This window comes from Pseudomonas sp. TMW 2.1634, from assembly GCF_001703595.1.
In the GTDB taxonomy this organism is placed as follows: Bacteria; Pseudomonadota; Gammaproteobacteria; order Pseudomonadales; family Pseudomonadaceae; genus Aquipseudomonas; species Aquipseudomonas fragi.
On record NZ_CP016849.1, the window covers coordinates 334,975 to 358,216 of the forward strand.

Genomic DNA, 23,242 nt, shown 5'->3' on the forward strand with positions numbered 1-23,242 from the left:
GGTAGGGCTGGATTTGAAGTGCTGTGCACTACATATATAACGCCGGGTGGCGCCGTCAGGGGGCATGATGTGTGGCTCCACGGCATAATCCGCCCTTAATCCCACGACCTTTTAATCGGCTCATTTACGCGGGTATCAGCATGCATGTACTGGTTTGCGAAGACGACGAACTGATTGCCAGCGGCATCAAGGCCGGGCTGACGGCCCAGGGCCTGACGGTGGAACATGTGGCCAGTGCCGGTGCCGCACGGGCCATGCTCAAGGCCGCCGAGTTCGATGTGATGGTGCTCGACCTGGGCCTGCCCGATGAAGATGGCCTCAAGTTGCTGCAACAGCTGCGTCAGCAGGGCCTTGAGTTGCCGGTGCTGATCCTGACCGCCCGTGATTCGGTCACTGACCGTGTGGACGGCCTGCAGGCCGGGGCCGACGACTACCTGCTCAAGCCATTTGACCTGCGCGAACTGGCTGCCCGCCTGCACACCTTGCTGCGCCGGGTGGCCGGGCGCAGCGTCAACCTGATCGAGCATGGCCCCCTGAGCTACGACCCCAGCAGCCGCGTGACCTTGCTGGCGGGCCAGCCGGTGGACTTGTCCCGCCGCGAACAGGCGCTGCTCCAGGCGCTGTTGCACAACCGTGGCCGGGTCTTGTCCAGCGAACAGCTCAAGGACAGCATCTACGGCTTTGGTGATGAACTGGAGAGCAATGCCCTGAACGTGCATATCCATCACCTGCGGCGCAAGTTGGGCAACGGCATTGTCGAAACCGTGCGCGGCCTGGGCTATCGCCTGGGCCCTGCCGATGGCGCAGAGCCCCAAGCGTGATGAGCCTGCGCCTGCGGTTGAGCCTGACCATCGGTTCGGCGTTTGTGCTGGTCTGGGCCCTGGCGGCAGCCTGGATGCTCAGCGACCTGCGTCAGCAGATGATGTTTTCCCTCGACCAGCGCCTGGTGGCTTCGGCACGCATGGTCGCCGGGTTGCTGGAGCAGTTGCCGCAATTGCCGGTTAAAGGCGAGGGCACCCATTTCAGTGCCGAGCAACTGACCATCCCCGGCGGCATGGCGTGCCAGGTCAGCTCCTTGCGCGGCGAGATCCTGGCCCGCAGCCACAACAACCCGGACCAGCCGATGCAGTCCCAGGCGGCGGGTTTTCATGATCAGGTCATCGACGGCGCCACCTGGCGCACCTTCACCCTGGACCGCGGTGATGTGCGCATCACCACGGCTGACCGCCAGGTCGAGCGCGAGGCCTTGAACCTGTCGGTGCTGCTGGCGGCCTCGGTGCCAGTGGGCATGGCGCTGATTGTCTGCTTGCTGCTGCTGTGGCTGGGGATCGGCCAGGGGCTGGCGCCGCTCAGCCGCATGCGTGATGCCCTGATGCGCCGCGATGCCGACTCCTTGCAGCCGTTGCACATTTCACCGCTGCCCAGCGAACTGAAACCGTTGCTCGATTCCCAGAACCAGCTGTTTGCCCGTATCGCCAGGACCATCGAGCGCGAGCGCCGCCTCACCGGGGATGCCGCCCACGAACTGCGTAGCCCGCTGACCGCGATCAAGACCCACCTGCAAGTGGCGCGCATGACTGACGGGGAGGCCCGTGAACAGTCGCTGGCCCATGCCGAGGCGGGTGCCGACCGCCTGCACCGCACCCTGGAGCAATTGCTGCTGCTGGCGCGGGTCGAGGGTAGCCTGTCGTTTGATGACGGGGTCAATTGCTCGGCCGGGCAAGTGGCGCATTTCGCGGTCCACGATGCGGCGGCGGGCGAGGGTGAGCGGATCCGCCTGCACCTGCCGCCCGATCTGCCGGCTACGGCGCTTGAGGTGCCTTCGGTACTGGCCATCGCTGCGCTGCGCAACTTGCTGGACAACGCCTTGCGCCACACCCCGGCGGGTACCCAGGTGGAATTGACGGTGAGCGTGGACGGCCCGCAGGTCAAATACCAGGTGCGTGACCACGGCCCCGGCATCCCTGCCGAAACCCTGCAGCACATGACCCAGCGCTTCTGGCGCAATGGCAACAGCAATGGATGCGGCCTTGGCCTGGCGATCGTGCAGGCGATTGTCGAGCGTTGTCGCTGTGAACTGAGCTTCGACAGCCAGCCCGATGGCTTGCGGGTTGAATTGCGCATGCCGCTGAAAAGGAGCGCGTGAGGCGTATCATCTGTGGGAGCGGGCTTGCTCGCGATACAGGCAACGCGGTCTTGCAGGTCGGTCGAGGCCATGCCATCGCGAGCAAGCCCGCTCCCGCAAAAAAGCCCCTCAGGCCGGCAACGGTACGAATACGCTCCAATGGACTGATTTCGTTACAACTTCAGTTGGAGCATGGTTTACAGTACCCGCGCTCCAGCGAATCATCCATAAACGGTATTTGGTGGAGTGATTCCTTTACACACAAACACAGACTCCACGGCGCATAAACGGCCCGCTTGACCGCTTGTACGAGGCTGGCACAGAACGTGCTCATGTCCCTTGGTCCGCTCCTGGTAAACATGATGTTTATCGGGTCCAGGGACCCCGTACAAGAACAATAAAAGAGGATGATTCATGCAAAATCACCGACCTGATACCCCAGAACCGGAACTGCAACGCAGCCTGTCCAACCGTCATATCCAGCTGATTGCCATTGGCGGTGCCATCGGTACCGGTCTGTTCATGGGCTCGGGCAAGACCATCAGCCTCGCAGGTCCTTCGATCATCTTCGTCTACATGATTATCGGTTTCATGTTGTTTTTCGTGATGCGCGCCATGGGCGAGCTGCTGCTATCCAACCTCAAGTACAAATCCTTTATCGACTTTTCCGCAGACCTGCTGGGCCCGATGGCCGGTTACTTCACTGGCTGGACCTACTGGTTCTGCTGGATCGTGACCGGTATCGCCGATGTGATTGCCATCTCCGGCTACACCCACTTCTGGTTCCCCGACATCCCGCTTTGGCTGCCTGCCATCGGCTGCGTCGCGCTTTTGCTGTCACTGAACCTGATCACGGTGAAGATGTTCGGCGAGCTGGAGTTCTGGTTCGCCATGATCAAGATCGTGGCCATCTGCGCGCTGGTCTGCACCGGGCTGTATATGGTGACCACGGCGTTCCAGTCGCCCACCGGTAACTCGGCCTCTATGGCCAACCTGTGGAATGACGGCGGCATGTTCCCCCACGGCCTGATGGGCTTCTTCGCCGGTTTCCAGATTGCCGTATTTGCGTTCGTGGGCATTGAGCTGGTGGGCACCACCGCCGCTGAGACCAAAAACCCGGAGCGCAACCTGCCACGGGCGATCAACTCGATTCCGCTGCGCATCATCATGTTCTATGTGTTTGCGTTGATTGCGATCCTGGCGGTCACCCCGTGGCGTGATGTGGTGGCTGACAAGAGCCCGTTCGTGGAACTGTTCATGCTCGCCGGTCTGCCCGCCGCCGCCGGTATCATCAACTTCGTGGTGCTGACCTCGGCGGCGTCTTCGGCCAACAGCGGCGTGTTCTCCACCAGCCGCATGCTGTTCGGCCTGGCAATGGACGGCGATGCCCCGAGCAAGTTCAAGAACCTGTCGCGCCGTGCAGTGCCGTCCAATGGCCTGATCTTCTCCTGTATCTGCCTGCTGGCCGGGGCGCTGGTGATTTATGTGGTGCCCAACCTGATGGAGGCCTTCACCCTGATCACCACGGTATCGGCCACCTTGTTCATGTTCGTGTGGACCATGATCCTGCTGTCCTACCTGGCCTATCGCAAAAAGCGCGATCACCTGCACCGTGCCTCGAAGTACAAGATGCCCGGCGGCAAGGTCATGGTCTGGGTGTGCCTGACCTTCTTCGTGTTTATCCTGACCTTGTTGGCCCTGGAAGATGACACTCGCCAGGCGCTGTACATGGTGCCGCTGTGGTTCGTGGTGCTGGGCCTGGGCTATCGCTCGGTGCTGCGCAACAAGCAGGAGGCTGCGGACCTGGCTTGCCAGACCGACTGATGGCCGCTTCACGACATTGATTTTGCCCGGGGGGCGGCACAAGGTGTGCCGCCCCTCGTTGTTTGTTGTCAGGGAGCGATAGCCATGCGAATTCACGTTACGTTCAAAGACCGCGTCGGCATTACCCAGGAAATCCTGATGCTGCTGGGCGCGCGCAATCTCAACCTGGACGCGGTGGAGATGAGCCCGCCGAATGTCTATATCGATGCCCCCACCCTGTCGCAAAAGGTGCTGGACGAACTCCACCACGCTTTGCTGGGGGTAACAGGGGTGCAGGCTGTTGATCTGGTGGACATCCTCCCCGGGCAGCGCCGCCGCCTGCAGCTGGAGGCCCTGCTGGCCGCCATGAGCGACCCGGTGATGGCGGTGGATCCCGATGGCTGCGTACTGCTGGCCAACCCCGGGCTGACGGACCTTTATGGCAGCGACCCCACCGGTGAGCCGCTGTCGAATCTGTTCGCAGCCCCTGACCTGGCCCGCACCCTGATCGATAAAGGCTTTCGCCTGCCCATGTGCGAAGTGAGCTTCAAGGGGCGCGACCTGCTGCTCGATGCCACGCCCATCAGCGGCGGCGCGGAGGTTCTGGTGGGCGGCCTGCTGACCCTGTACCCGCCGAGCCGTATCGGCGAGCGGTTGGCGTCCTTGTTGCGCGACCCGGCTGAAGGGCTGGATGCCTTGCTGGGCAAGTCGGCGGTGCTGGAAGAGCTCAAGACCCGGTTGCACAAAGTGGCGAGCCTGGATGCGCCGCTGCTGATCCAGGGTGAAACCGGCACGGGCAAAGAGCTGGTGGCCCATGCCTGCCATGCCATGAGTGCCCGCCGCGATGCGTCGTTCCTGGCCTTGAACTGTGCTGCGCTGCCCGAGAGCCTGGCCGAAAGCGAGCTGTTCGGTTACGCCGCCGGGGCCTTTACCGGTGCCCAGCGTGGCGGCAAGCCGGGGCTGCTGGAGTTGGCAGACCGTGGCACGGTGTTTCTCGATGAAGTGGGGGAGATGTCACCGTACCTGCAAGCCAAGCTGCTGCGGTTTCTCAGTGACGGCTGCTTTCGGCGGATTGGCGGCGAACGCGAAGTGCGGGTCAATGTACGGGTGCTCTGCGCGACCCACCGCGACCTGGAACGCATGGTGCGCGAAGGCACCTTCCGCGAGGATCTGTATTACCGCCTCAACGTCCTCAACCTGCTGGTGCCGCCTTTGCGCGAGCGTGGCATGGATATCCTGCTGCTGGCCGAGCACTTTTTGCGCCAGGCCTGCGAGCAGATCCACCGCTCACCCTGTCAACTGGCTGTGGCGACCCATCCGCTGCTGCTGGGCAATCGCTGGGCGGGCAATGTGCGGCAACTGCAGAACGTGATCTTCCGCGCGGCAGCCACCAGCGAGGGCAACGTGATTGATTGCGGTGATCTGGAACTGGCGGGCACCGAGCTGACTGCGCACAAGTCCGCCAGCGCAGAAGTGACCAGCCTGGAGGAGGCGATGCAGGGGTTTGAAAAAGCCTTGCTGGAGCGTTACTACACGGCCTATCCGTCGACCCGGCAGTTGGCCTCGCGCTTGCAGACGTCGCATACCGCTATAGGCCAGCGGTTGCGCAAGTACGGGATCGCCTCGCGCTCGTAACCCGCACTGCTGAACTGTAGCCGCTGGGCAGCGGCTACATTCAGTTCGGGTAGTTTGCGCTGGTTCCAGTGGTGTGATTCTGCTCCAGCGGAATGATTTCGCTCCGTGCCCGCCCTGACCCCGCCCTGGCGGGATCAACCTGCCAGATCTTCTCCAGGGCTGGAGCAGTTTCGCTCCACTGCCTTCATTACAAGGGTTTCTTTTTTGTTTAAGTAATTGATATTAAGAGATTTTTAAAAGTTGGCATTGCCCTTGCTCTTGTCCTGTCAGTTGCGCCTGTCCGTCCTGCATCAGGACACACTGATAACAAGAGAAACGTCCATGAGCACTCTGCGCTTTACCCCTGAACACGAATGGCTGCGCCTGGAGGCGTCTGGCGAGTTGACGGTCGGTATTACTGACTTTGCCCAGCAGGCATTGGGCGATGTGGTGTTTGTGCAGCTACCCGACTTGGGGGCTTTCAACGCCGGTCATGAAGTGGCGGTCGTGGAGTCCGTAAAGGCAGCCAGCACGATCGCCATGCCCCTGACCGGCGAGGTGGTGGCCGTTAACGCGGCGCTGCTCGATGACCCCGCACGGGTCAATGCCTCGCCGCTGGGCGAAGGCTGGTTTTTCCGTATTCGCATCGAAGACATGTCGGCTTTCAACGACCTGCTGGACCCGCAGGCCTATGACGCTTTCGTCGCCGCAAACAGCTGATATCGCCCCGCAGGCATTGCTTGAACCTCTAATAAAAAGGAAACCCCCATGTTCCATAAAAGCCTGACCCTGTCCGATTTCGACCCGGCCCTGTTCGATGCCATCACCCGCGAGGCGCAACGCCAGGAAGAGCATATCGAGCTGATCGCCTCGGAGAACTACACCAGCCCGCAAGTGATGCAGGCCCAGGGCACCCAGCTGACCAACAAGTACGCCGAAGGCTACCCGGGCAAGCGCTATTACGGTGGCTGCGAGCATGTTGATGTGGTCGAGCAACTGGCCATCGATCGCGCCAAGGAGCTGTTCGGCGCAGGCTATGCCAACGTTCAGCCGCACTCCGGTTCACAGGCCAACGCTGCGGTGTATCTGGCATTGCTGCAAGCGGGCGACACCCTTCTGGGCATGAGCCTGGCCCACGGCGGCCACCTGACCCACGGCGCCAGGGTCAGCTCCTCGGGCAAGCTGTACAACGCGGTGCAATACGGCATCGATGCCAATGGCCTGATCGACTATGACGAGGTCGAGCGCCTGGCCCTGGAGCACCGGCCAAAAATGATCGTGGCCGGGTTCTCGGCCTACTCCAAGACCCTGGATTTCCCGCGTTTTCGTGCCATTGCCGACAAGGTCGGGGCCTATCTGTTTGTGGACATGGCCCATGTCGCCGGGCTGGTGGCGGTTGGCTTGTATCCCAACCCGCTGCCTTACGCCGATGTCGTCACCACCACTACCCACAAGACCCTGCGCGGCCCTCGGGGTGGGCTGATATTGGCCAAGGCCGACCCCGACCTGGAAAAAAAGCTCAACTCTGCGGTGTTCCCCGGTGGGCAGGGCGGGCCGCTGATGCATGTGATCGCGGCCAAGGCGGTGTGCTTCAAGGAAGCGCTGGAGCCGGGCTTCAAGGACTACCAGTTCCAGGTGATCAAGAACGCCCAGGCGATGGCCGAAGTGTTCAAGCAGCGTGGCTATGACGTGGTTTCGGGTGGAACCGACAACCACCTGTTTCTGGTCAGCCTGATCCGCCAGGGCATTACCGGCAAGGACGCCGACGCAGCGTTGGGTCGTGCCCATATCACCGTCAACAAGAACGCCGTGCCCAATGACCCGCAGTCGCCGTTCGTGACCTCGGGCCTGCGTATCGGCACCCCGGCGGTGACCACTCGCGGCTTGCAGATCCCCGAGTGCCGTGCGCTGGCCACCTGGATCTGCGACATCCTGGACCACCCTGGCGATGCCGCCATTGAGGCCCGGGTTGCCCGCCAGGTCGGCGAGCTGTGCGCCCTGTTTCCGGTGTATTCGGCTTGATTGCAGACCTGTGTGGAGCCACGCCATGAATGCACAACAGCCCGTAGCCAGCCGCCCGCAGCCCCTGCAGGCCGGGGTCAAATTGCGCGGTGCCGAGAAGGTGGCGCGTATCCCGGTGAAGATCCTGCCCACCGAAGATATCCCGCGCAAACCCGAGTGGATCCGCGTGCCCCTTGCCACCTCACCCGAGGTGGCACGGGTCAAGGCGCTGCTGCGCAAACACAAGCTGCACAGCGTGTGCGAGGAAGCGGCCTGCCCGAACCTGGGCGAGTGTTTTTCGGGCGGTACTGCGACCTTTATGATCATGGGCGATATCTGCACCCGGCGTTGCCCGTTCTGCGACGTGGGGCACGGGCGGCCGAAACCGCTGGATATGGACGAACCGAAAAACCTCGCCATCGCCATTGCCGACCTGGGCCTCAAGTATGTGGTGATCACTTCGGTGGACCGTGATGACTTGCGCGACGGTGGCGCGCAGCACTTTGTCGACTGCCTGCGCGAAATCCGCAAGCTATCGCCCGGTGTGCAACTGGAAACCCTGGTGCCTGATTATCGCGGGCGTATGGACGTGGCCCTGGCGATCACCGCGCAGGAGCCACCCGATGTGTTCAACCACAACCTGGAAACCGTGCCCCGGCTGTATAAAGCCGCGCGGCCGGGATCGGATTTCGAGTGGTCATTGGACTTGCTGCAACACTTCAAGCACCGGGTGCCCCATGTGCCGACCAAGTCGGGGTTGATGCTGGGGTTGGGTGAGACGGATGAAGAGGTGCTCGAAGTCATGCGGCGCCTGCGCGAGCATGAGGTCGACATGCTGACGCTGGGGCAGTACCTGCAACCCTCGCGCAGCCACCTGGCGGTGCAACGGTTTGTGCACCCGGACAGCTTTGCCTGGCTTGCCGAAGAAGGGTTGCGCATGGGCTTTAAAAACGTCGCGGCGGGGCCGTTGGTGCGCTCGTCCTATCATGCGGACAAGCAGGTGCAAGGGGGCATATCGGCTTAACGGGGCGCCACAATCCCTGTGGGAGCGGGCTTGCTCGCGATGCAGACGGCGCGGTCAGCCAGTCACACCGCGGTGCTGCCATCGCGGGCAAGCCCGCTCCCACAGGTACAGGGTTTACTTTTGACCCAGTGCCTTGATGATCTCAGCCATATTGCCCTGCAACTCGGCCACGGGGTCGGTGCCATCGGCACCGATCACCACCAGCGCGCTGCCGCCCTCGGCAATAGCTTTTTTCACCTCGGCTGAAGGCTCGCGGTGGTCCAGCACCAGCGCCACACCCTGGTCTTTCAAGGTTTGGCTCAGCGCTTGCAACGCCTCAGGCGTCCAGGCCTCGTCGCCTTTGTGGTCCACCTCAACCCGTTCCAGATTCAAGCCGCCAATCAGGTAATCGAGCCGGTCGGACAAGCTCACCACAGTCAAGTTGTCTGCCTTGGCCAGTTGCGCTTCGCTGTCGGCGCTGAGCTTGAGCAAACGCTGTTTGAGGCTCGCCAGGTTGGCTTCGATTCGGGGTTTGGCATCCGGTGCCAACCGCACCAGGTCAGCCGCGATCACATCCGCCATGCGCCCCATATTGTTGCTGGTCAGCCACGGCTGGCTGTTCAGGGCATCGCCGTGGGCACCCGGCTGCACGGCAATGCCCGGCAGGCTGCCGTCCACCGGGCGCGCCGCGTCCACTTCTACAATGCGGATGTTGCTGCGCCGTGCCATCGGGTACAGCGGGTCGTCGCTCCACAGCGAGCGCAGGCCGATCACCGCGTCGGCCCCGGTGGCCAGCGTGTGCAGGGCCGGGGCGCCGCGGCCGCTGAAGTAGGCGCTTTGGCGGCTGCCCGGCAGGTTGGCCGGGGCTGCCCGTTGCAGTTTCACGCCGCTGTCCTTGAGCAGCAGTTCGCTCAAGCCAAAGGTAATCGGCAGGCTGGCCAGTACGGTGGTTTCGGCCAGTACAGGAGTGCTCAACAGGCCGGTGAGGGCCAGGGCGAGGGTCAATTTGCGCAGAGTGAACATTTATCCAATATTCCCTTTCAGGCTGGGCACCACGCCCCGGGCGATGGCGGCGAGGGCGAAGGCGATGCCGGCCATCAGAATGATCGCGGCACCGGACGGGATCGGCAGGTCAAACACGATGGGCAGCAGGATGCCGCACAGGGTGCTGACGGTGGCGATCAGCACTGAGATCCAGAAAAACCCCTTCAGCGACTGGCTGAGCAAACGTGCGGCCGCCGCCGGAATCACCAGCAGGGCACCGACCAGAATCGCGCCGATGACTTTAACGGCGGCCACGGTGATCAGCGTCACCAGAATCACGAACAGGTAGTCCAGGGACTTCACTGCCACTCCGCGCACCGCGGCCAGTTGCGGGTTGAAGCTGGCCAGCATGATGCGGTTGTACAGCGGCAGGCTCAGCCCCAGCACTAGCGCGCCGACCACTGCCAGCACCAGCAGGTCGTTGCCGTTGACCGTCAGTACCGAACCGAACAGCACGTTCTCAAGGATATGCACGTTGATCTTGCCGGCCAGAATCAGCAGCAGGCTGGCGCCCAGGGCCAAGGACACCGACAGGAACACGCCGATCAGCGTATCCGGTGCCAGCCCGGTGCGGTTGCGCAGGTAATTGAGCGAGATGCCGAATAACAGGCAATAACCGAACAGGCTGCCATAGGGCCCGGTGTAGGGTTCACCCAAGAGGATACCGATGGCCACGCCGGTGAGTGCGGCATGGCCCACGGCTTCGGAGAAAAACGCGAAACGCTTGACCACCACCAGTGTGCCCAGCCCGCCCAGCACCGGGCCGATCAGCAGGCCGGCGAGCAGGGCGTTGACCACAAAACCATAGGCCAGCACTTCGGGCAGATAACCGGCAGATGCCCAGCCCTGAACCATTAAGCGGAAGGCTTCGTAACTCATCAAAGGGTGCTCCCGTGCGCCTTGGGGTGGGTCGAAAACAGCGTGAGCAAACGCTCGGGGCTCAGGGTTTGCTCTGGCGGGCCGTCGAACAGCACCTGGCGGTTGAGACCGGTGACGCGCTCGGCCAGGCGCTTGACCGCCGCCAGGTCGTGCTCGATCCACACCACCGTGACCCCGGCCTGGCGCCAGTCCGTCAGCAGCCGCTCGAACACCTGGGCACCGGCTTCGTCCAGGGCCGACATGGGTTCATCCAGTACCAGCAATTGCGGTGCCGGGATCAGCCCCTGGGCCAGCAGCACCCGCTGGCGTTCACCGCCGGACAGCGCGCCCATGCGCCGCTTGCGCTTGTCTTGCATGCCCACCCGTTCCAGCGCTTCGCCGATGGCTGGAGCGACCTTGCGCGACAACCCCATAAAGGCCGGGCGGCGCTGGCACATGGCGGCCATAAAATCATCCACGGTCATCGGCAGGCCGCGATCGAACTCCAGCGCCTGGGGTACATAACCGATCAACCCCGGCTCACCGGGCCAGTTCAAGCACAGGCGGCCCTGATGGGGCATCTGCCCCAGCAGGGTCTTGATCAGCGAGCTTTTGCCACCGCCGTTAGGGCCGACCAGGGCATGCACGCTGCCGGGGCGGATGCTGAAACTGACATGATCGAGAATGGCGGTGCGGCCCAGGGTCAGGGACACCTGGTCAAATTCCACCCCCGGCCCGCAAGCCGTGACCGACAGGTGTTCAGCGACAGTCATGCGCCGGCCTCCTGGATTGCCCGCACCACAGTATCGAGGTTGCCGGTCATTTCTTTTTCGTACTTGTCGGCGCTGTAGTCGCCATAGGAAATATGCGACAGCGGGTACAACCTGACCCCGGACTCACGTTGGATGGTGTCGACGTAAGTGGACGGGAAATCCATCTCGGAGAAGATCACCTTCACGTCCAGTTCGCGCAGTTGGTCGATGGTTTTTTTCAGCTGGCTGGGGCTGGGCTCGATGCCGTGGGCAGGTTCGACCACAGCGGTCACTTCCAGGCCAAACTCGCGCAACAGGTAGTCGTAAGCCGCATGCACCGTGGCCACGCGCAGGTCGGCGTTGGGCGCCTGGGTCAGCTTGGCCAGGGCGTCGGCGCGCATCTGGCGCAGGCGCTTGCCGTAGGCGCGGGCATTGGCGGTGTAGGTTTTGGCGTTGGCCGGGTCGAGCTTGCCCAGTTCACGGGCAATGTTGTTGACCTGGGCAATCGAGGCGCTGATCGACAGAAAGGTGTGCGGGTTGACCACCTTGCCCGCACCCCGCGCCGCGTTGCCGGTGGCGGCCAGCAAGGGTACGTTCTGGTTGGCCTCGATCACCGGGATCTGCGGTTTTTCGCTGGCTTCGATCATGCGGTCGGCGAAGTCATCGTGGCCCACGCCGTTGAGCACGATCACATCCAGGGTGCCGATGCGCTTGATGTCTTCGGCGCGGGGTTCGTAGGCGTGGGGGTTGAACCCGGCCGGGATCAGCGGCACCACCTCGGCCTTGTCGCCGACGATGTTTTTCACATAGCTGTAGTAGGGGTGCAGGGTGATGCCGATGCGCAGCGGCTTGGCCAGCGGGGCCGGGGTGTCGGCAAAGGCCTGCGGTGACAGGCAACAGGCAAGCAGGGCCGCCAGCAGCAGGGTGCGGCGGCGCAGAACAGATGAAATCGACATGGCGAGCAGTCTTCTCTCAGGTCAGGCAGTGGGTTCAGTGACGATGCTGGCGGGTGACCCCGGCATCGAATTGCGCGATCACTTGCTGCCAGCCACTCTGGTTGAGGGCGGCATCGCTCAGGTCAGTGACGGGCCTCACATCGTGCTGACGGTTAAGCCAGATATCGGGCTGTTCGCCGAGGCGCAGCAGAAACGAGCCCGCCACCTCAGGATTAGGGCTGATGCCCAGGTAAGCCTGCTCGCCCAGCATCTGCCAGGCATGGCTGCCCCGGCTGATCGAACTTGCGTCGTGGGCAAAGGGCGCAAAGCCTTCTTCGGCCAGTTGCGCAGGCGGCGGCAGGGTGCCGGACTCTTCGCGCAGCAGCTGGATTTCATCCAGGGTGACCCGCAGGTCGGCGTAGATGCCCTGCTCGGCGGCGCTCAGGTCGCGGCGCGCATCCAGTTGGTGGGCGGCCACCGAGGTCACTGCCTGGGACTCATGTCGCCAGGCCACCACTGAGCCTGCCACGGCCACAATCAGCAGGCACAACAGCAGCACATACAGGGTTTCATGCCCGGCACCGGCCGGGCGCACGACTTGAGTACTCATGGGGCCTCGATATCGGCTTGGTCGATCTCAACGATATGCCCGGGGCCGGCGTCAAACAGCACATAGAATTCGGCCTCCGGGCGTTTGAAGGTCAGGGTCGAGTCGGCGCCCAGCTTGCCGGGCACCAGGATGGTTTCGTCGTAGCCGATCACGTCCAGCGTCACTCCCGGTGCGCCGCTGCCATCGGAAAACCCGCCGGTGCAGCGGATTTGCCCGTCCTCGATGGCCTTGCATTCGCACATGGGGTTGTGGGCCAGGGCCTGGCTGCTGAAGGCCAGCACTGCGGCAATGGCCGGGATTTTTAACAGGCGCCAGGTCATGGTTTGCCTCCTCGTTGGGCCAGCCAGGCGACCGTCGCCGGTGAGGCCTGGCTCAGGGGAATGGAGGCCTGATGCATGGAGCCGTCCCACCCCTCAAGGGTGATCCACAGCTCGGCATCGGCCTTTGTGCGTTCCGGGATCGGCATCGTCGCGCCCATGCGGTACGGCGTGCCGAAAAAGATCACCCCGGCGGCGCGCAGGCTGCGCGGTTTGCCGATGCGCAGGTAGGCGGCCTTGACCTGATCGATACAGGTGTCGCACAGGGCTGCGTTAAAACTCTTCATGTAGCCGGCCGGGCCGTCGGGGCGCGGGGCTTCGTTGCGCAGTTCGGCCAGTTGCAGGCTCCAGGGGCCGACTTGCACGGTACCGATGTCGCGCTCGCCCAGGCCGCTGTCGCCGCGAAACAGCGAGGCATCGGCAAAGTACTTGGGCATAAAGCCCAGGGGCACCAGCAACAGCAAAATATTGATGTGAAAGCGCCATTTGTGCCAAAGCCGGCTCAGGGCGGACGAGGGCGGTACAGCCACTGCCTTGCTCATACATTGGCCTCTTCGGGCTGTGGGCTATTCGCCGTGACGGCGGCTGGCCGCCGGGGTTTTGCGCTGCGCTTGAGGGCGTTGGCGGTGGCCAGGGCGGTGCGTTTGGTCCAGATCAGCAGACCGCTCAAGACCATCATGCTCAGGATCAAACCGAAGAAGAACCAGATCAGCTTGACCCACAGCCCGCCAAAGTCGCCGGTGTGCAGCGGGCGCATGGACTCGGTCACCAGCTCCAGCCCGGAGCGGTCGGCAATCATCCGCGAGCCTTCGATGGCGCCGTTGTACGGGTTGATGTCGGCGGTCTGGAACAGCAGCGGGTACCAGCCCGGGCCGCCGACTTCGATATGCCCATAGGCATTGCTCGGCAGGCTGACAAAACTGGCTTCCAGCCCCGGGATGTTTTCGGCGGCGATCTGCACGGCCTGGTCGAGGTTGATCTGCGGCGCGGGCTTGCCGTCGGGCATGATCGGCACATCCTGGCGAGCCACCACGGGCGGGTTGCCAGCGGTGGAGATGGAAATCTGGTTATCGAACATGAAAGCCTGGATCAGGAACCACAGGCCGGTGATGGAAATCACCGCGATAAACCAGATCGACCAGATGCCGCAGAGGCGATGAAAGTCGCCCCAGAAAATCCGCGCTCCGTGCTTGAAGCGCAGGTTGGGCTTGAAAAAGCCCTTCCAGAATTTTTTGTAGACCACCAGCCCGGTAATCAGCGAGCCCAGCAGCGGCAGGCCGAGGAACGACACCAGGTACCAGCCCCAGCTGTAGCCATTGGTAAAGGGCACCAGCCACCAGCCGTGCAGGGCGCGGGTAAAGGCCTTGAAGTCAAAGCTGGGGCTTTCACCCTGGATCGCCCCGGAGTAGGGGTTGATATACAGCGACGGCGAGCGGCCGTCGGGGTACACCACACTGGCCACCAGGGCAAAGTGCGACTCGTCGGGGCGGCTGATCGACTGCACGGCCAGCGCCGGCTCGGCCTGGTGAATGGCGCTGAGCACCTGCTGGTAAGTCAGCAGTGGCGCATCATCGGACGGTTGCGTGGCACGGGCTTGCGGGGTGGCCAGCCACACGATCTCCTGGCTGACCACGGCCAGCGTGCCGGTCACGCAGACAATCAGCACAAAGAACCAGATGGGCAGGGTCAACCAGCTGTGAACCAGAAACCAGAGTTTTGAACGGGACTTTTTGGACATGGGAAACGGCAAACTCGCAGCAGGGCGGGTGTGTAATCGCCATTGAGAAGCGATTGCTTATCCATGTAGGACGAATGAGATGTTTAAAACCCGAACCTCGACATGTAAAAAATTGTTTCTTGTTCTTGTTCTCGTTCGCCTGTAGCAGCTGACGAGCGGAGCGAGGCTGCGTTCGGCGGCGCAGCCGTCGTAAAACCTGAACACTCAATCTACCTGACACACCGAGGCGCTTGACTTCACGACGGCTGCGCCGTCGAACGCAGCCTCGTTCCTTCGGCAGCTGCTACAAGGGCCAGTATCACCCCAACGATCGCCCCAGTTTCCAGTACCCCATCAGGGTCAGGCCCTTGCGGTCCAGGCCGCACTCATTGACGAAAAACCGCCTGATGGTCATCACCGCCATCGATTCCCCGGCCACCCAAGCGTAGAACTCGTTGTGCCGGGCACTGGCCCGCTCCCACAGGCGCTGGTTGTCCAGGTCCAGCTCCTGCAGTTCGGCACAGGCCCGGGCCTGCAGGCGTCTTGGTGGCAAGCTGGCCAGCTCGCGGGCGGCGAGGATCATGCCGTCGCCGTGCTGTTTGCCCAGGCTGGCACGGGGCAGCCAGTGCACTTTGGTGTTCGGGCCGCAGTGCAGCGCCTGGCAGTCCGCCTCTTGCGGCACTTCGATAAAAGCCTGCACCTGGGGGGTGTCAGGGTGCTGCGCCAGGGTTTCGAGGATGCCGGCAATGGCCGGCAGGGCGGTTTCGTCGCCAATCAGCAGTACTTTGCGCATGCCTTGTGGTGGCTGCCATTCATAGCCGCCGGGGTCGTCGGCATAAGCGCCATTGGGCGCCGCGATCTGCAGGCGATCACCCGCCCTGGCCTGGCTGGCCCAGCGTGTAGCGGGGCCGGTGACACCGTGCAGGACAAAGTCGATATCCAGCTCGCTGGCATCTACCCGCAGGTTTCGAATGGTGTAGGAGCGCATGGGCGGCACCTGTTCGGGGCTCATGTCCCGCAGGGGCGCCCGCCAGTCGCCCTGTTTGGGCAGGTTGGCGGCGGCGCCATCGGCACTGGGGAACAGCAGTTTGACGCGCTGGTCGGGGGCCAGGGTGCGCATCAGCGCCACGTCGCTGCCGGTGAACACAAAGCGTGTCAGCGAGGGGCTCAAGGTGATGCGGTGCTTGAGCCGGATATCGAACAGTCGGTAGGCGGTGGGTTTACTGAGTCGATTGCGCAGGTTTTGCACCAGGGTGGCAGCGGCGGACATGTCAGCACCTCAATAGCAGGAGTCGTCTTGTATAACGAGCCACCGGGCGCTGGAATTAAGGGCGCAGGTTCAGCTCCCGAAGCCGATCTGCGCAATCAGCCAGACATTGGCGCAACTGATGACCGCGAACAGAAACCACGCCAGCAGTCGGGTCGGCAGGCGGTTAACGAAAGGCCCCATCAGTTTTTTATCGCCGGTCATGCGGATCAGCGGGTACAGCGCGAACGGCAGTTGCAGGCTGAGCACCACCTGGCTGAGGATCAGCAGCTTGCCCACCGCGTCGTCGCCCATCAGCCACACACCGAGGAACGCCGGGACCAGCGCCAGGCCACGGGTAATCAGGCGCCGTTGCCAGCAGGGGATTTTCAGCTCCAGGTAGCCTTCCATGATCACTTGCCCGGCGATGGTCCCGGTGAAGGTCGAGCTTTGCCCCGAGGCCAGCAGCGCCACGCCGAACAGGACGCTGGCCATTGCGCCGCCCACCAGAGGGTCGAGCATGCGGTAGGCGTCCTGGATTTCGACCACGTCGGTATGGCCACTCTGGTGAAAGGCGGCAGCTGCCAGAATCAGGATCGCGGCATTGACCAGCAGCGCCAGGGCCAGGGAGCCGATGGTGTCAATGCGCGACAGGCGCACGGCGTCCAGTTTGCTGGCGTAGTCCTTGCCGGTCAGGCGGGTTTGCACGATGGAGCTGTGCAGGTACAGGTTGTGTGGCATCACCGTGGCGCCAATGATCCCGATGGCGATGTACAGTGGCGCGGCACCGCTGATCGCAGACAGTGACGGTTTGAAGCCGTCGAACACATCCGGCCAATAAGGCTTGATCAGTACAAGTTCAACGAAAAAACAGCCGACGATGGTCATTACCAGCGCGAGCATGATCGCTTCAAGCCGACGAAACCCCCTGCCTTGCAGGGCCAGCACGAGCAGGGTGTCGAGGGCGGTGAGGGCGATGCCGGTGGTCAGCGAGCAGCCCAGCAACAGATGGAATGCCAGTGCGCAGCCGAGCACTTCGGCCAGGTCGGTGGCGATGATCGAGATTTCTGCCAGCAGCCATTGCACCCGCGCCGAGCGCTTGCTGTAGCGCTCACGGCACAACTGCGCCAGATCGCGCCCGGTGGCAATGCCCAGGCGTGAACACAGGCATTGCACGGCCATGCCCGCCAGGCTGGCGAGCAGCACCACAAACAGCAGGTTGTAGCCATAGCGCGAGCCGGCTTCAATGGCGGTGGCCCAGTTGCCGGGGTCCATATAGCCGATGCTGATCAGCAGGCCGGGGCCGGCAAAGCGCAGCGCGCGTTTGAAAAACGGCGCGCGGGCGTCGACGGGCACGCTGCCACTGACTTGCGAGGGGCAGAAGGGTGCAGTGGCGGTTGTTGGCAGGCTGAATTTCAAGCGCAGGCTCCGGGGTCAGGCGGGGTGCGGCAAGGGCACGGGGGTGAGCACCGGTTTGCCGGCATGGAAGGCCAACAGGTTGTCGACCACCAGTTGCACGGTGGCCTCGACGGCATCGGGCGACTGGCCGGCTACATGCGGGGTCATGACCACGTTGCCCAGGGTTTTGAGCGGCTCGGGCACCAAAGGCTCGTCTTCAAACACATCAAGCCCGGCCCCGGCGATCTTGCCTGTGGCAAGGGCGGCGATCAGGGCGTCGGTGTCGACCACGCTGCCGCGGGCAATATTGATCAGGTAGCCATCAGCGCCCAGGGCGTCCAGCACGGGGGCGTCGACCAGGTGGTAGGTGGCACTGCCGCCCGGGGTGGCGACGACCAGGAAATCCACCTGGCTGGCCAGTTCGAGCACGCTGGCGCAGTAAGTGTAGGGCGAGCCTTGGCGCGGCTGGCGGCTGTGGTAGCTGATGCTCATGTCAAAGCCGTGGGCGGCTCGCTTGGCGATGGCCTCACCGATGGCGCCCAGGCCGATGATGCCCATGCGTTTGCCCGACAGTGATGGCTGGCGAACCTTGATCCATTCGTTGCGGCGGATGCTCGCGTCGGCCTGGGGGATGCCGCGCACCACGGACAGCAGCAGCGCCATCGCATGGTCGGCTACTGACGAAGCATTGGCCCCGGCGCCAAAAGTCACGGTAATGCCCAGGTTGCTGGCGGCCTGCAGGTCGACCTGCTCAAAACCGGCACCAATCACGCAGATAATGTTGAGCGCGGGCAGGGCGGCCATTTCATCGGCATGCAGGCCCAGCGGGCCACGGGTCAGCACCGCGTCGATCCGCGCGCCGTGGCGGGCAATAGCCTCGGCGCGGCTGGCGGGGGTGGGCGCAAGGATCAGTTCGTAGCCCTGGTGTTCCAGCATGTGCAGGTAATCGTTAACGCTCTCTACCAGCACCAGCACAACGTGGGACATAGTTATCTCCAGCCAGGGATTGTCAAGAATGAGTCGAGATTAACACCGGTCCTGGCTGCTTTTCCCTGTATCAATTCGATACAAACGCTCTATTACAGCTTTTTTCAACCGTGTGGCGGCCGGGTCGAGTCCTGTGCTGGAGCCGGGCCGGGTCGGCCTGTTACCATTCGCCCTTTGTTTTATCTCCATTTCGAGACCGCCCATGACCACCGTTCGCACGCGCATTGCGCCATCGCCTACCGGCGACCCCCACGTCGGCACCGCTTACATCGCTTTGTTCAACTACTGCTTTGCCAAGCAGCACGGCGGCGAATTTATCCTGCGCATCGAAGACACCGACCAGCTACGCTCGACCCGCGAGTCCGAGCAGCAGATCTACGACGCCCTGCGCTGGCTGGGTATCACCTGGAGCGAAGGCCCGGACGTAGGCGGCCCGCACGGCCCGTACCGTCAAAGCGAACGCAGCGACATCTACAAAAAGTACACCCAGCAACTGGTGGATATGGGCCACGCCTTCCCGTGCTTCTGCACCGCTGAAGAACTGGACCAGATGCGCGCCGAGCAGATGGCCAAGGGCGAGACCCCGCGCTACGACGGTCGTGCGCTGCTGTTGTCCAAGGAAGAAGTTGACCGGCGCCTGGCCGCTGGCGAGCCTCACGTGATCCGCATGAAAGTGCCGACCGAAGGCGTGTGCGTGGTACCGGACCTGCTGCGCGGCGACGTTGAAATCCCGTGGGATCGCATGGACATGCAAGTCCTGATGAAAACCGACGGCCTGCCAACGTACTTCCTGGCCAACGTGGTCGACGATCACCTGATGGGCATCACCCATGTACTGCGTGGCGAAGAGTGGCTGCCGTCGGCACCCAAGCTGATCCTGTTGTACGAGTACTTCGGCTGGGAGCAACCGCAGCTGTGCTACATGCCGCTGTTGCGCAACCCGGACAAGAGCAAGCTGTCCAAGCGCAAGAACCCGACCTCGGTGACGTTCTACGAGCGCATGGGCTTTATGCCTGAAGCGATGCTCAACTACCTGGGCCGCATGGGCTGGTCGATGCCGGACGAGCGCGAGAAGTTCTCGCTGCAGGAAATGGTCGACAACTTCGATCTGAGCCGTGTTTCGCTTGGCGGGCCGATTTTCGACGTTGAGAAGCTGTCCTGGCTCAACGGCCAGTGGCTGCGTGACCTGCCGCTGGAAGAGTTTGCCAGCCGCGTGCAGCAGTGGGCGCTGAACCCTGAGTACATGATGAAGATCGCGCCGCTGGTACAGGGCCGGGTCGAGACTTTCAGCCAGATCGCACCCCTGGCCGGGTTCTTCTTCTCGGGTGGCTTGCAGCTGGATGCCAAGCTGTTTGAGCACAAGAAGCTGTCCAACGAGCAAGTGCGCCAGTTGATGCAGTTGATCCTGTGGAAGCTCGAGAGCCTGCGTCAGTGGGAAAAGGACGCGATCACCGGCTGCATCCAGGCCGTGGTTGAAAGTCTGGAGCTGAAGCTGCGTGATGCCATGCCGCTGATGTTCGCCTCGATCACGGGGCAGGCCAGCTCGGTGTCGGTGCTGGACGCGATGGAGATCCTGGGGCCGGACCTGACCCGTTTCCGTCTGCGTCAGGCGCTGGACTTGCTGGGTGGCGTGTCGAAGAAAGAAAACAAGGAGTGGGAAAAGCTGTTTAACGCGATGGGTTAACCAGAGTTTAATAATCCGTAGCAGCTGCCGAAGGAACGAGGCTGCGTTCGATTGCGAAGCAATCGTAAATTCTAAATGCACGTTTTTTCAGGCAAATCGAGCATTCTGCATTTACGGCGGCTACGCCGCCGGACGCAGCCTGCGGCAGCTGCTACAAGGTTTTGCTTGGGGTTTGGCCCCGTATTTACGGGGCGGGGCGGGTAAGTGGTTGTTCTCACGACAAATTTTTTTAAAAAAGTTTAAAAATAAGTTTGACAGCCTACCGATCCAGTCTTAATATGCGCCCCGTCAACACAGCAACACGAAACAAGCAGAACGCAACACAGCAACACCCAACACGGTTAGTTTGGGGCTATAGCTCAGCTGGGAGAGCGCTTGCATGGCATGCAAGAGGTCAACGGTTCGATCCCGTTTAGCTCCACCAAATTTACTGTTCAATGTCTGGCCACACCGGCATTGAATCGACCAGCACTCAGCGCTGGTCAAGTTAGAAGGTTTGTGTCCCCTTCGTCTAGTGGCCTAGGACACCGCCCTTTCACGGCGGTAACAGGGGTTCGAGTCCCCTAGGGGACGCCAGTTTTACAGAAGCAGCACTTCGGTGTTGCTCCGCCGCCAGGCGATAAATCGGGGCTATAGCTCAGCTGGGAGAGCGCTTGCATGGCATGCAAGAGGTCAACGGTTCGATCCCGTTTAGCTCCACCAATTTACAGTTCAATGTCGGGCCACACTGGCATTGAATCGATCAGCACTCAGCGCTGATCACTGTTAGAAGGGTTTGTGTCCCCTTCGTCTAGTGGCCTAGGACACCGCCCTTTCACGGCGGTAACAGGGGTTCGAGTCCCCTAGGGGACGCCACGATTACCCGCTTTGCGGGATTTATAAGGGTCATTCGATTATTGAATGGCCCTTTTGTTTGTCTGCAGTTTTTTAATTCCTGCTCTTCAAGTTTCCCGTCGCCCCCTCTGCGTTACACTGCGCTCCTTATTTATCTACAGGGAGACAAGGCATGAGTTGGGATTTGGCAGCACCGTTCATCATTGACCTGCAAGTGCAGGCTGAAGACATCGACGGGTTTGGCCATGCCAATAACGCAGCCTATGTGGTCTGGCTCGAGCGCTGTGCCTGGCGCCATTCGCAGCGCCTGGGGCTGGATCTTGCCGAGTACCGTCGTCTCGACCGCGCCATGGCCGTTTCCCGCCATGAGATCGACTACCTGGCCAGCGCCTATGAAGGCGACGAACTGCAACTGGCCACCTGGATTGTCGATTGCGACCAGCGCCTGCGCATGACTCGCCACTTTCAACTGGTACGCCCCAGCGACGGGGTCACCCTGTTGCGTGCGCAAACCACCTTTGTCTGCATCGAGCTGTCCACCGGCAAGGCCAGGCGCCTGCCTGCCGAGTTTCTCGAAGGTTACGGCCCGGCCGTCGTGACGGCCTGAGTCTGAGCTCCTGCACATACCGATTGCCTGCAGAACCGCGTAAACTGCCGCACGTTTTTCATGAGAGTCACCCATGCAAATTGCTTTGGCGCCGATGGAGGGGTTGGTCGACAACATCCTGCGTGATGTCCTGACCCGCACCGGCGGTATTGATTGGTGTGTGACCGAATTTATTCGGGTCACCGAGCGGCTGTTGCCTGAAGCCTACTTCCATAAACTCGCCCCCGAGTTGCAGCACGGCGCGCAGACGCGCTCCGGCGTGCCGCTGCGTGTGCAGTTGCTGGGTTCCGACCCGGCGTGCCTGGCCGACAACGCGGCGCTGGCGGTAGAGCTGGGCAGCGGGGTGATCGACCTCAACTTTGGCTGCCCGGCCAAGACCGTAAACAAGTCCCGTGGCGGGGCAGTGCTGCTCAAGGAGCCTGAGCTGTTGCACGCCATTTTGCTGCAGGTGCGCCGTACAGTGCCTGCGCATATCCCGGTCACCGCCAAGATGCGCCTGGGCTTTGATACGCCGGACAGCGCCAACGAGTGCGCGATTGCCCTGGCCGAGGGCGGCGCCAGCCAGATTGTGGTGCATGCGCGGACCAAGATGGATGGCTACAAGCCACCTGCGCATTGGGAGTACATCGCCCAGGTGCAGGAAGCGGTCAAGGTGCCGGTGTTTGCCAACGGTGATATCTGGTCGGTTGAAGACTGGCGCCGTTGCCGCGAAATCAGCGGGGCTGAAGACATCATGCTGGGTCGTGGTCTGGTGTCGCGGCCTGATCTGGCCGCGCAAATTGCCGCTGCCCGCGCCGGTGTTGAGGTAGTGCCGATGACCTGGGCCGATTTGCAGCCCATGATCCGCGACTTCTGGGCCCAGGCCGAAGCCCAGCTGACCCCGCGCTCGGCGCCGGGGCGGCTCAAGCAGTGGCTGGCGATGCTGACCCGCAACTACCCTGAAGCGGTGGTGCTGTTCAATGCCATGCGCCGTGAAACCGACTGTGAGAAGGTCCGGCACCTGGTCAACAACCCGCCTGCCGATGCTGCCTGAAGCACCTGAAAAAAATTTCAAAAAAAGCCCTTGAAATGATTTTGCCGGTCCCTATCTAAGGGGTACGCGATGCCGAAACCGGGTCGCGTAACAAAATCTCGCTGAAATCAGGAGGATGAAATTATGAGCAACGCTTTTTCAATGGCGCCACTGTTCCGTAATTCTGTCGGCTTTGACCGTTTTAGTGATTTGTTTGAAACCGCACTGCGCAACGATTCAAGCGGCGGCTACCCACCTTACAACGTTGAAAAACGCGGTGAAGACAGCTATCGCATCGTGGTCGCGGCAGCAGGCTTCCAGCAAGATGATCTGGACCTGCAAGTAGAGAAAGGCGTGTTGAGCGTGAGCGGCAGCAAACGCGAAAGCACCAGCGAAGAAGGCGTGACCTTCTTGCATCAAGGTATTGCACAGCGGGCATTCAAATTGTCCTTCCGTCTCGACGACCATATCGAGATCAAAGGCGCAAACCTGAGCAACGGTTTGCTGAGCATCGACCTGCAGCGGGTGGTGCCGGAAGAGGCAAAAGCCAAACGCATCCCGATCAATGGGGATTCGCAGCCTGCCCTGCAAAACTGATCTGAGCATGTGCCAGGCAAGAACCCCGTCCAGGTGACGGGGTTCTTTCTATCTGCAGTTTGTAACGAGCAGTACGCAGGCATTTGTCCCCGATCCTC

22 protein-coding genes and 4 tRNA genes are annotated in these 23,242 nt (G+C 62.2%); 15 read left to right on the forward strand and 11 right to left on the reverse strand.

Features of this window, described 5'->3' with window-relative positions; all coding sequences use genetic code 11:
• Positions 1 to 140 precede the first annotated feature (140 nt).
• The 7 genes from BFC21_RS01495 to lipA all read left to right on the forward strand — a co-directional run bounded on the left by BFC21_RS01495 (position 141) and on the right by lipA (position 8,567).
• Positions 141 to 821 (forward strand): response regulator, encoded by a 681-nt coding sequence (locus BFC21_RS01495; RefSeq protein WP_086796237.1) that lies wholly within the window; start codon positions 141 to 143, stop codon positions 819 to 821.
• Positions 821 to 2,146: an ATP-binding protein gene (locus BFC21_RS01500; RefSeq protein ID WP_095004088.1), complete on the forward strand. Its 1,326-nt coding sequence runs from the start codon at positions 821 to 823 to the stop codon at positions 2,144 to 2,146. Before BFC21_RS01495 ends, BFC21_RS01500 begins: the two co-directional genes overlap by 1 nt.
• Positions 2,147 to 2,539: 393 nt before the next feature.
• Complete coding sequence (gene cycA, locus BFC21_RS01510) at positions 2,540 to 3,949, forward strand: D-serine/D-alanine/glycine transporter (RefSeq protein ID WP_016780330.1); 1,410 nt, start codon at positions 2,540 to 2,542, stop codon at positions 3,947 to 3,949.
• An 84-nt stretch (positions 3,950 to 4,033) separates the two neighbouring features.
• Complete coding sequence (locus BFC21_RS01515; protein WP_088377008.1) at positions 4,034 to 5,563, forward strand: sigma-54-dependent transcriptional regulator; 1,530 nt, start codon at positions 4,034 to 4,036, stop codon at positions 5,561 to 5,563.
• 321 nt (positions 5,564 to 5,884) lie between these two features.
• Positions 5,885 to 6,262 (forward strand): glycine cleavage system protein GcvH, encoded by a 378-nt coding sequence (gene gcvH, locus BFC21_RS01520; protein WP_088377009.1) that lies wholly within the window; start codon positions 5,885 to 5,887, stop codon positions 6,260 to 6,262.
• Positions 6,263 to 6,310: 48 nt separating this feature from the next.
• Positions 6,311 to 7,564 (forward strand): serine hydroxymethyltransferase, encoded by a 1,254-nt coding sequence (gene glyA, locus BFC21_RS01525; RefSeq protein ID WP_088377010.1) that lies wholly within the window; start codon positions 6,311 to 6,313, stop codon positions 7,562 to 7,564.
• A gap of 25 nt (positions 7,565 to 7,589) precedes the next feature.
• Positions 7,590 to 8,567, forward strand: a complete 978-nt coding sequence (gene lipA, locus BFC21_RS01530) for a lipoyl synthase (protein WP_088377011.1) — start codon at positions 7,590 to 7,592, stop codon at positions 8,565 to 8,567.
• A 114-nt stretch (positions 8,568 to 8,681) separates the two neighbouring features.
• Here lipA and BFC21_RS01540 read toward each other — a convergent pair whose 3' ends face one another.
• The 11 genes from BFC21_RS01540 to BFC21_RS01590 form a co-directional block, all read right to left on the reverse strand.
• Positions 8,682 to 9,569 carry a metal ABC transporter solute-binding protein, Zn/Mn family gene (locus BFC21_RS01540; RefSeq protein WP_088377012.1) on the reverse strand — a complete coding sequence of 296 codons (888 nt, stop codon included), beginning with the start codon at positions 9,567 to 9,569 and terminating at the stop codon, positions 8,682 to 8,684.
• Positions 9,570 to 10,469 (reverse strand): metal ABC transporter permease, encoded by a 900-nt coding sequence (locus BFC21_RS01545; protein WP_086796244.1) that lies wholly within the window; start codon positions 10,467 to 10,469, stop codon positions 9,570 to 9,572. It lies immediately after the preceding gene.
• Complete coding sequence (locus BFC21_RS01550; RefSeq protein ID WP_088377013.1) at positions 10,469 to 11,221, reverse strand: metal ABC transporter ATP-binding protein; 753 nt, start codon at positions 11,219 to 11,221, stop codon at positions 10,469 to 10,471. Before BFC21_RS01550 ends, BFC21_RS01545 begins: the two co-directional genes overlap by 1 nt.
• Positions 11,218 to 12,156 (reverse strand): metal ABC transporter substrate-binding protein, encoded by a 939-nt coding sequence (locus tag BFC21_RS01555; protein WP_088377014.1) that lies wholly within the window; start codon positions 12,154 to 12,156, stop codon positions 11,218 to 11,220. The genes BFC21_RS01550 and BFC21_RS01555 overlap by 4 nt, the downstream gene beginning before the upstream one ends.
• A 34-nt stretch (positions 12,157 to 12,190) precedes the next feature.
• Positions 12,191 to 12,745: a DUF6162 family protein gene (locus tag BFC21_RS01560; protein WP_088377015.1), complete on the reverse strand. Its 555-nt coding sequence runs from the start codon at positions 12,743 to 12,745 to the stop codon at positions 12,191 to 12,193.
• The gene (locus BFC21_RS01565) at positions 12,742 to 13,065 is read right to left on the reverse strand and encodes a hypothetical protein (protein ID WP_086796247.1); all 324 of its coding nucleotides are present in this window, start codon (positions 13,063 to 13,065) and stop codon (positions 12,742 to 12,744) included. The genes BFC21_RS01560 and BFC21_RS01565 overlap by 4 nt, the downstream gene beginning before the upstream one ends.
• Positions 13,062 to 13,604, reverse strand: a complete 543-nt coding sequence (locus tag BFC21_RS01570; protein WP_016780341.1) for a hypothetical protein — start codon at positions 13,602 to 13,604, stop codon at positions 13,062 to 13,064. Before BFC21_RS01570 ends, BFC21_RS01565 begins: the two co-directional genes overlap by 4 nt.
• Positions 13,601 to 14,800 (reverse strand): PepSY domain-containing protein, encoded by a 1,200-nt coding sequence (locus tag BFC21_RS01575; RefSeq protein ID WP_120265542.1) that lies wholly within the window; start codon positions 14,798 to 14,800, stop codon positions 13,601 to 13,603. The genes BFC21_RS01570 and BFC21_RS01575 overlap by 4 nt, the downstream gene beginning before the upstream one ends.
• Before the next feature lie 298 nt (positions 14,801 to 15,098).
• Entirely contained in the window at positions 15,099 to 16,049 is a 951-nt protein-coding gene (locus tag BFC21_RS01580) for a siderophore-interacting protein (RefSeq protein WP_120265543.1), read from the reverse strand.
• A 69-nt stretch (positions 16,050 to 16,118) separates the two neighbouring features.
• Positions 16,119 to 17,444, reverse strand: coding sequence for an Nramp family divalent metal transporter (locus BFC21_RS01585; RefSeq protein WP_088377018.1), 1,326 nt, complete (start codon positions 17,442 to 17,444; stop codon positions 16,119 to 16,121).
• 15 nt (positions 17,445 to 17,459) lie between these two features.
• Positions 17,460 to 18,410: a 2-hydroxyacid dehydrogenase gene (locus BFC21_RS01590; protein ID WP_120265544.1), complete on the reverse strand. Its 951-nt coding sequence runs from the start codon at positions 18,408 to 18,410 to the stop codon at positions 17,460 to 17,462.
• Positions 18,411 to 18,612: 202 nt separating this feature from the next.
• Between BFC21_RS01590 and gltX the strand changes: the two genes are divergently transcribed.
• The 8 genes from gltX to BFC21_RS01630 all read left to right on the forward strand — a co-directional run bounded on the left by gltX (position 18,613) and on the right by BFC21_RS01630 (position 23,144).
• A complete protein-coding gene (gene gltX / locus BFC21_RS01595; RefSeq protein ID WP_088377020.1) occupies positions 18,613 to 20,094 on the forward strand; it encodes a glutamate--tRNA ligase in 1,482 nt (493 codons plus the stop codon).
• Between the two features lie 348 nt (positions 20,095 to 20,442).
• Positions 20,443 to 20,518 (forward strand) — tRNA-Ala (locus BFC21_RS01600).
• A 76-nt stretch (positions 20,519 to 20,594) separates the two neighbouring features.
• Positions 20,595 to 20,670, forward strand: a tRNA-Glu gene (locus BFC21_RS01605).
• A gap of 50 nt (positions 20,671 to 20,720) precedes the next feature.
• A tRNA-Ala gene (locus BFC21_RS01610) sits at positions 20,721 to 20,796 on the forward strand.
• A 77-nt stretch (positions 20,797 to 20,873) separates the two neighbouring features.
• Positions 20,874 to 20,949, forward strand: a tRNA-Glu gene (locus BFC21_RS01615).
• Positions 20,950 to 21,100: 151 nt separating this feature from the next.
• Entirely contained in the window at positions 21,101 to 21,535 is a 435-nt protein-coding gene (locus BFC21_RS01620) for a thioesterase family protein (protein WP_016780347.1), read from the forward strand.
• Positions 21,536 to 21,608: 73 nt separating this feature from the next.
• A complete protein-coding gene (locus BFC21_RS01625; protein ID WP_083369462.1) occupies positions 21,609 to 22,568 on the forward strand; it encodes a tRNA-dihydrouridine synthase in 960 nt (319 codons plus the stop codon).
• A gap of 123 nt (positions 22,569 to 22,691) precedes the next feature.
• A complete protein-coding gene (locus tag BFC21_RS01630) occupies positions 22,692 to 23,144 on the forward strand; it encodes an Hsp20 family protein (protein ID WP_016780349.1) in 453 nt (150 codons plus the stop codon).
• Positions 23,145 to 23,242: the final 98 nt, after the last annotated feature.

Coding starts and splice junctions, on each gene's coding strand:
- BFC21_RS01495 (WP_086796237.1), top strand. CDS start 141: ATGCATGTACTGGTTTGCGAAGACGACGAACTGATTGCCAGCGGCATC.
- BFC21_RS01500 (WP_095004088.1), top strand. CDS start 821: ATGAGCCTGCGCCTGCGGTTGAGCCTGACCATCGGTTCGGCGTTTGTG.
- cycA (WP_016780330.1), top strand. CDS start 2,540: ATGCAAAATCACCGACCTGATACCCCAGAACCGGAACTGCAACGCAGC.
- BFC21_RS01515 (WP_088377008.1), top strand. CDS start 4,034: ATGCGAATTCACGTTACGTTCAAAGACCGCGTCGGCATTACCCAGGAA.
- gcvH (WP_088377009.1), top strand. CDS start 5,885: ATGAGCACTCTGCGCTTTACCCCTGAACACGAATGGCTGCGCCTGGAG.
- glyA (WP_088377010.1), top strand. CDS start 6,311: ATGTTCCATAAAAGCCTGACCCTGTCCGATTTCGACCCGGCCCTGTTC.
- lipA (WP_088377011.1), top strand. CDS start 7,590: ATGAATGCACAACAGCCCGTAGCCAGCCGCCCGCAGCCCCTGCAGGCC.
- BFC21_RS01540 (WP_088377012.1), bottom strand. CDS start 9,569: ATGTTCACTCTGCGCAAATTGACCCTCGCCCTGGCCCTCACCGGCCTG.
- BFC21_RS01545 (WP_086796244.1), bottom strand. CDS start 10,469: ATGAGTTACGAAGCCTTCCGCTTAATGGTTCAGGGCTGGGCATCTGCC.
- BFC21_RS01550 (WP_088377013.1), bottom strand. CDS start 11,221: ATGACTGTCGCTGAACACCTGTCGGTCACGGCTTGCGGGCCGGGGGTG.
- BFC21_RS01555 (WP_088377014.1), bottom strand. CDS start 12,156: ATGTCGATTTCATCTGTTCTGCGCCGCCGCACCCTGCTGCTGGCGGCC.
- BFC21_RS01560 (WP_088377015.1), bottom strand. CDS start 12,745: ATGAGTACTCAAGTCGTGCGCCCGGCCGGTGCCGGGCATGAAACCCTG.
- BFC21_RS01565 (WP_086796247.1), bottom strand. CDS start 13,065: ATGACCTGGCGCCTGTTAAAAATCCCGGCCATTGCCGCAGTGCTGGCC.
- BFC21_RS01570 (WP_016780341.1), bottom strand. CDS start 13,604: ATGAGCAAGGCAGTGGCTGTACCGCCCTCGTCCGCCCTGAGCCGGCTT.
- BFC21_RS01575 (WP_120265542.1), bottom strand. CDS start 14,800: ATGTCCAAAAAGTCCCGTTCAAAACTCTGGTTTCTGGTTCACAGCTGG.
- BFC21_RS01580 (WP_120265543.1), bottom strand. CDS start 16,049: ATGTCCGCCGCTGCCACCCTGGTGCAAAACCTGCGCAATCGACTCAGT.
- BFC21_RS01590 (WP_120265544.1), bottom strand. CDS start 18,410: ATGTCCCACGTTGTGCTGGTGCTGGTAGAGAGCGTTAACGATTACCTG.
- gltX (WP_088377020.1), top strand. CDS start 18,613: ATGACCACCGTTCGCACGCGCATTGCGCCATCGCCTACCGGCGACCCC.
- BFC21_RS01620 (WP_016780347.1), top strand. CDS start 21,101: ATGAGTTGGGATTTGGCAGCACCGTTCATCATTGACCTGCAAGTGCAG.
- BFC21_RS01625 (WP_083369462.1), top strand. CDS start 21,609: ATGCAAATTGCTTTGGCGCCGATGGAGGGGTTGGTCGACAACATCCTG.
- BFC21_RS01630 (WP_016780349.1), top strand. CDS start 22,692: ATGAGCAACGCTTTTTCAATGGCGCCACTGTTCCGTAATTCTGTCGGC.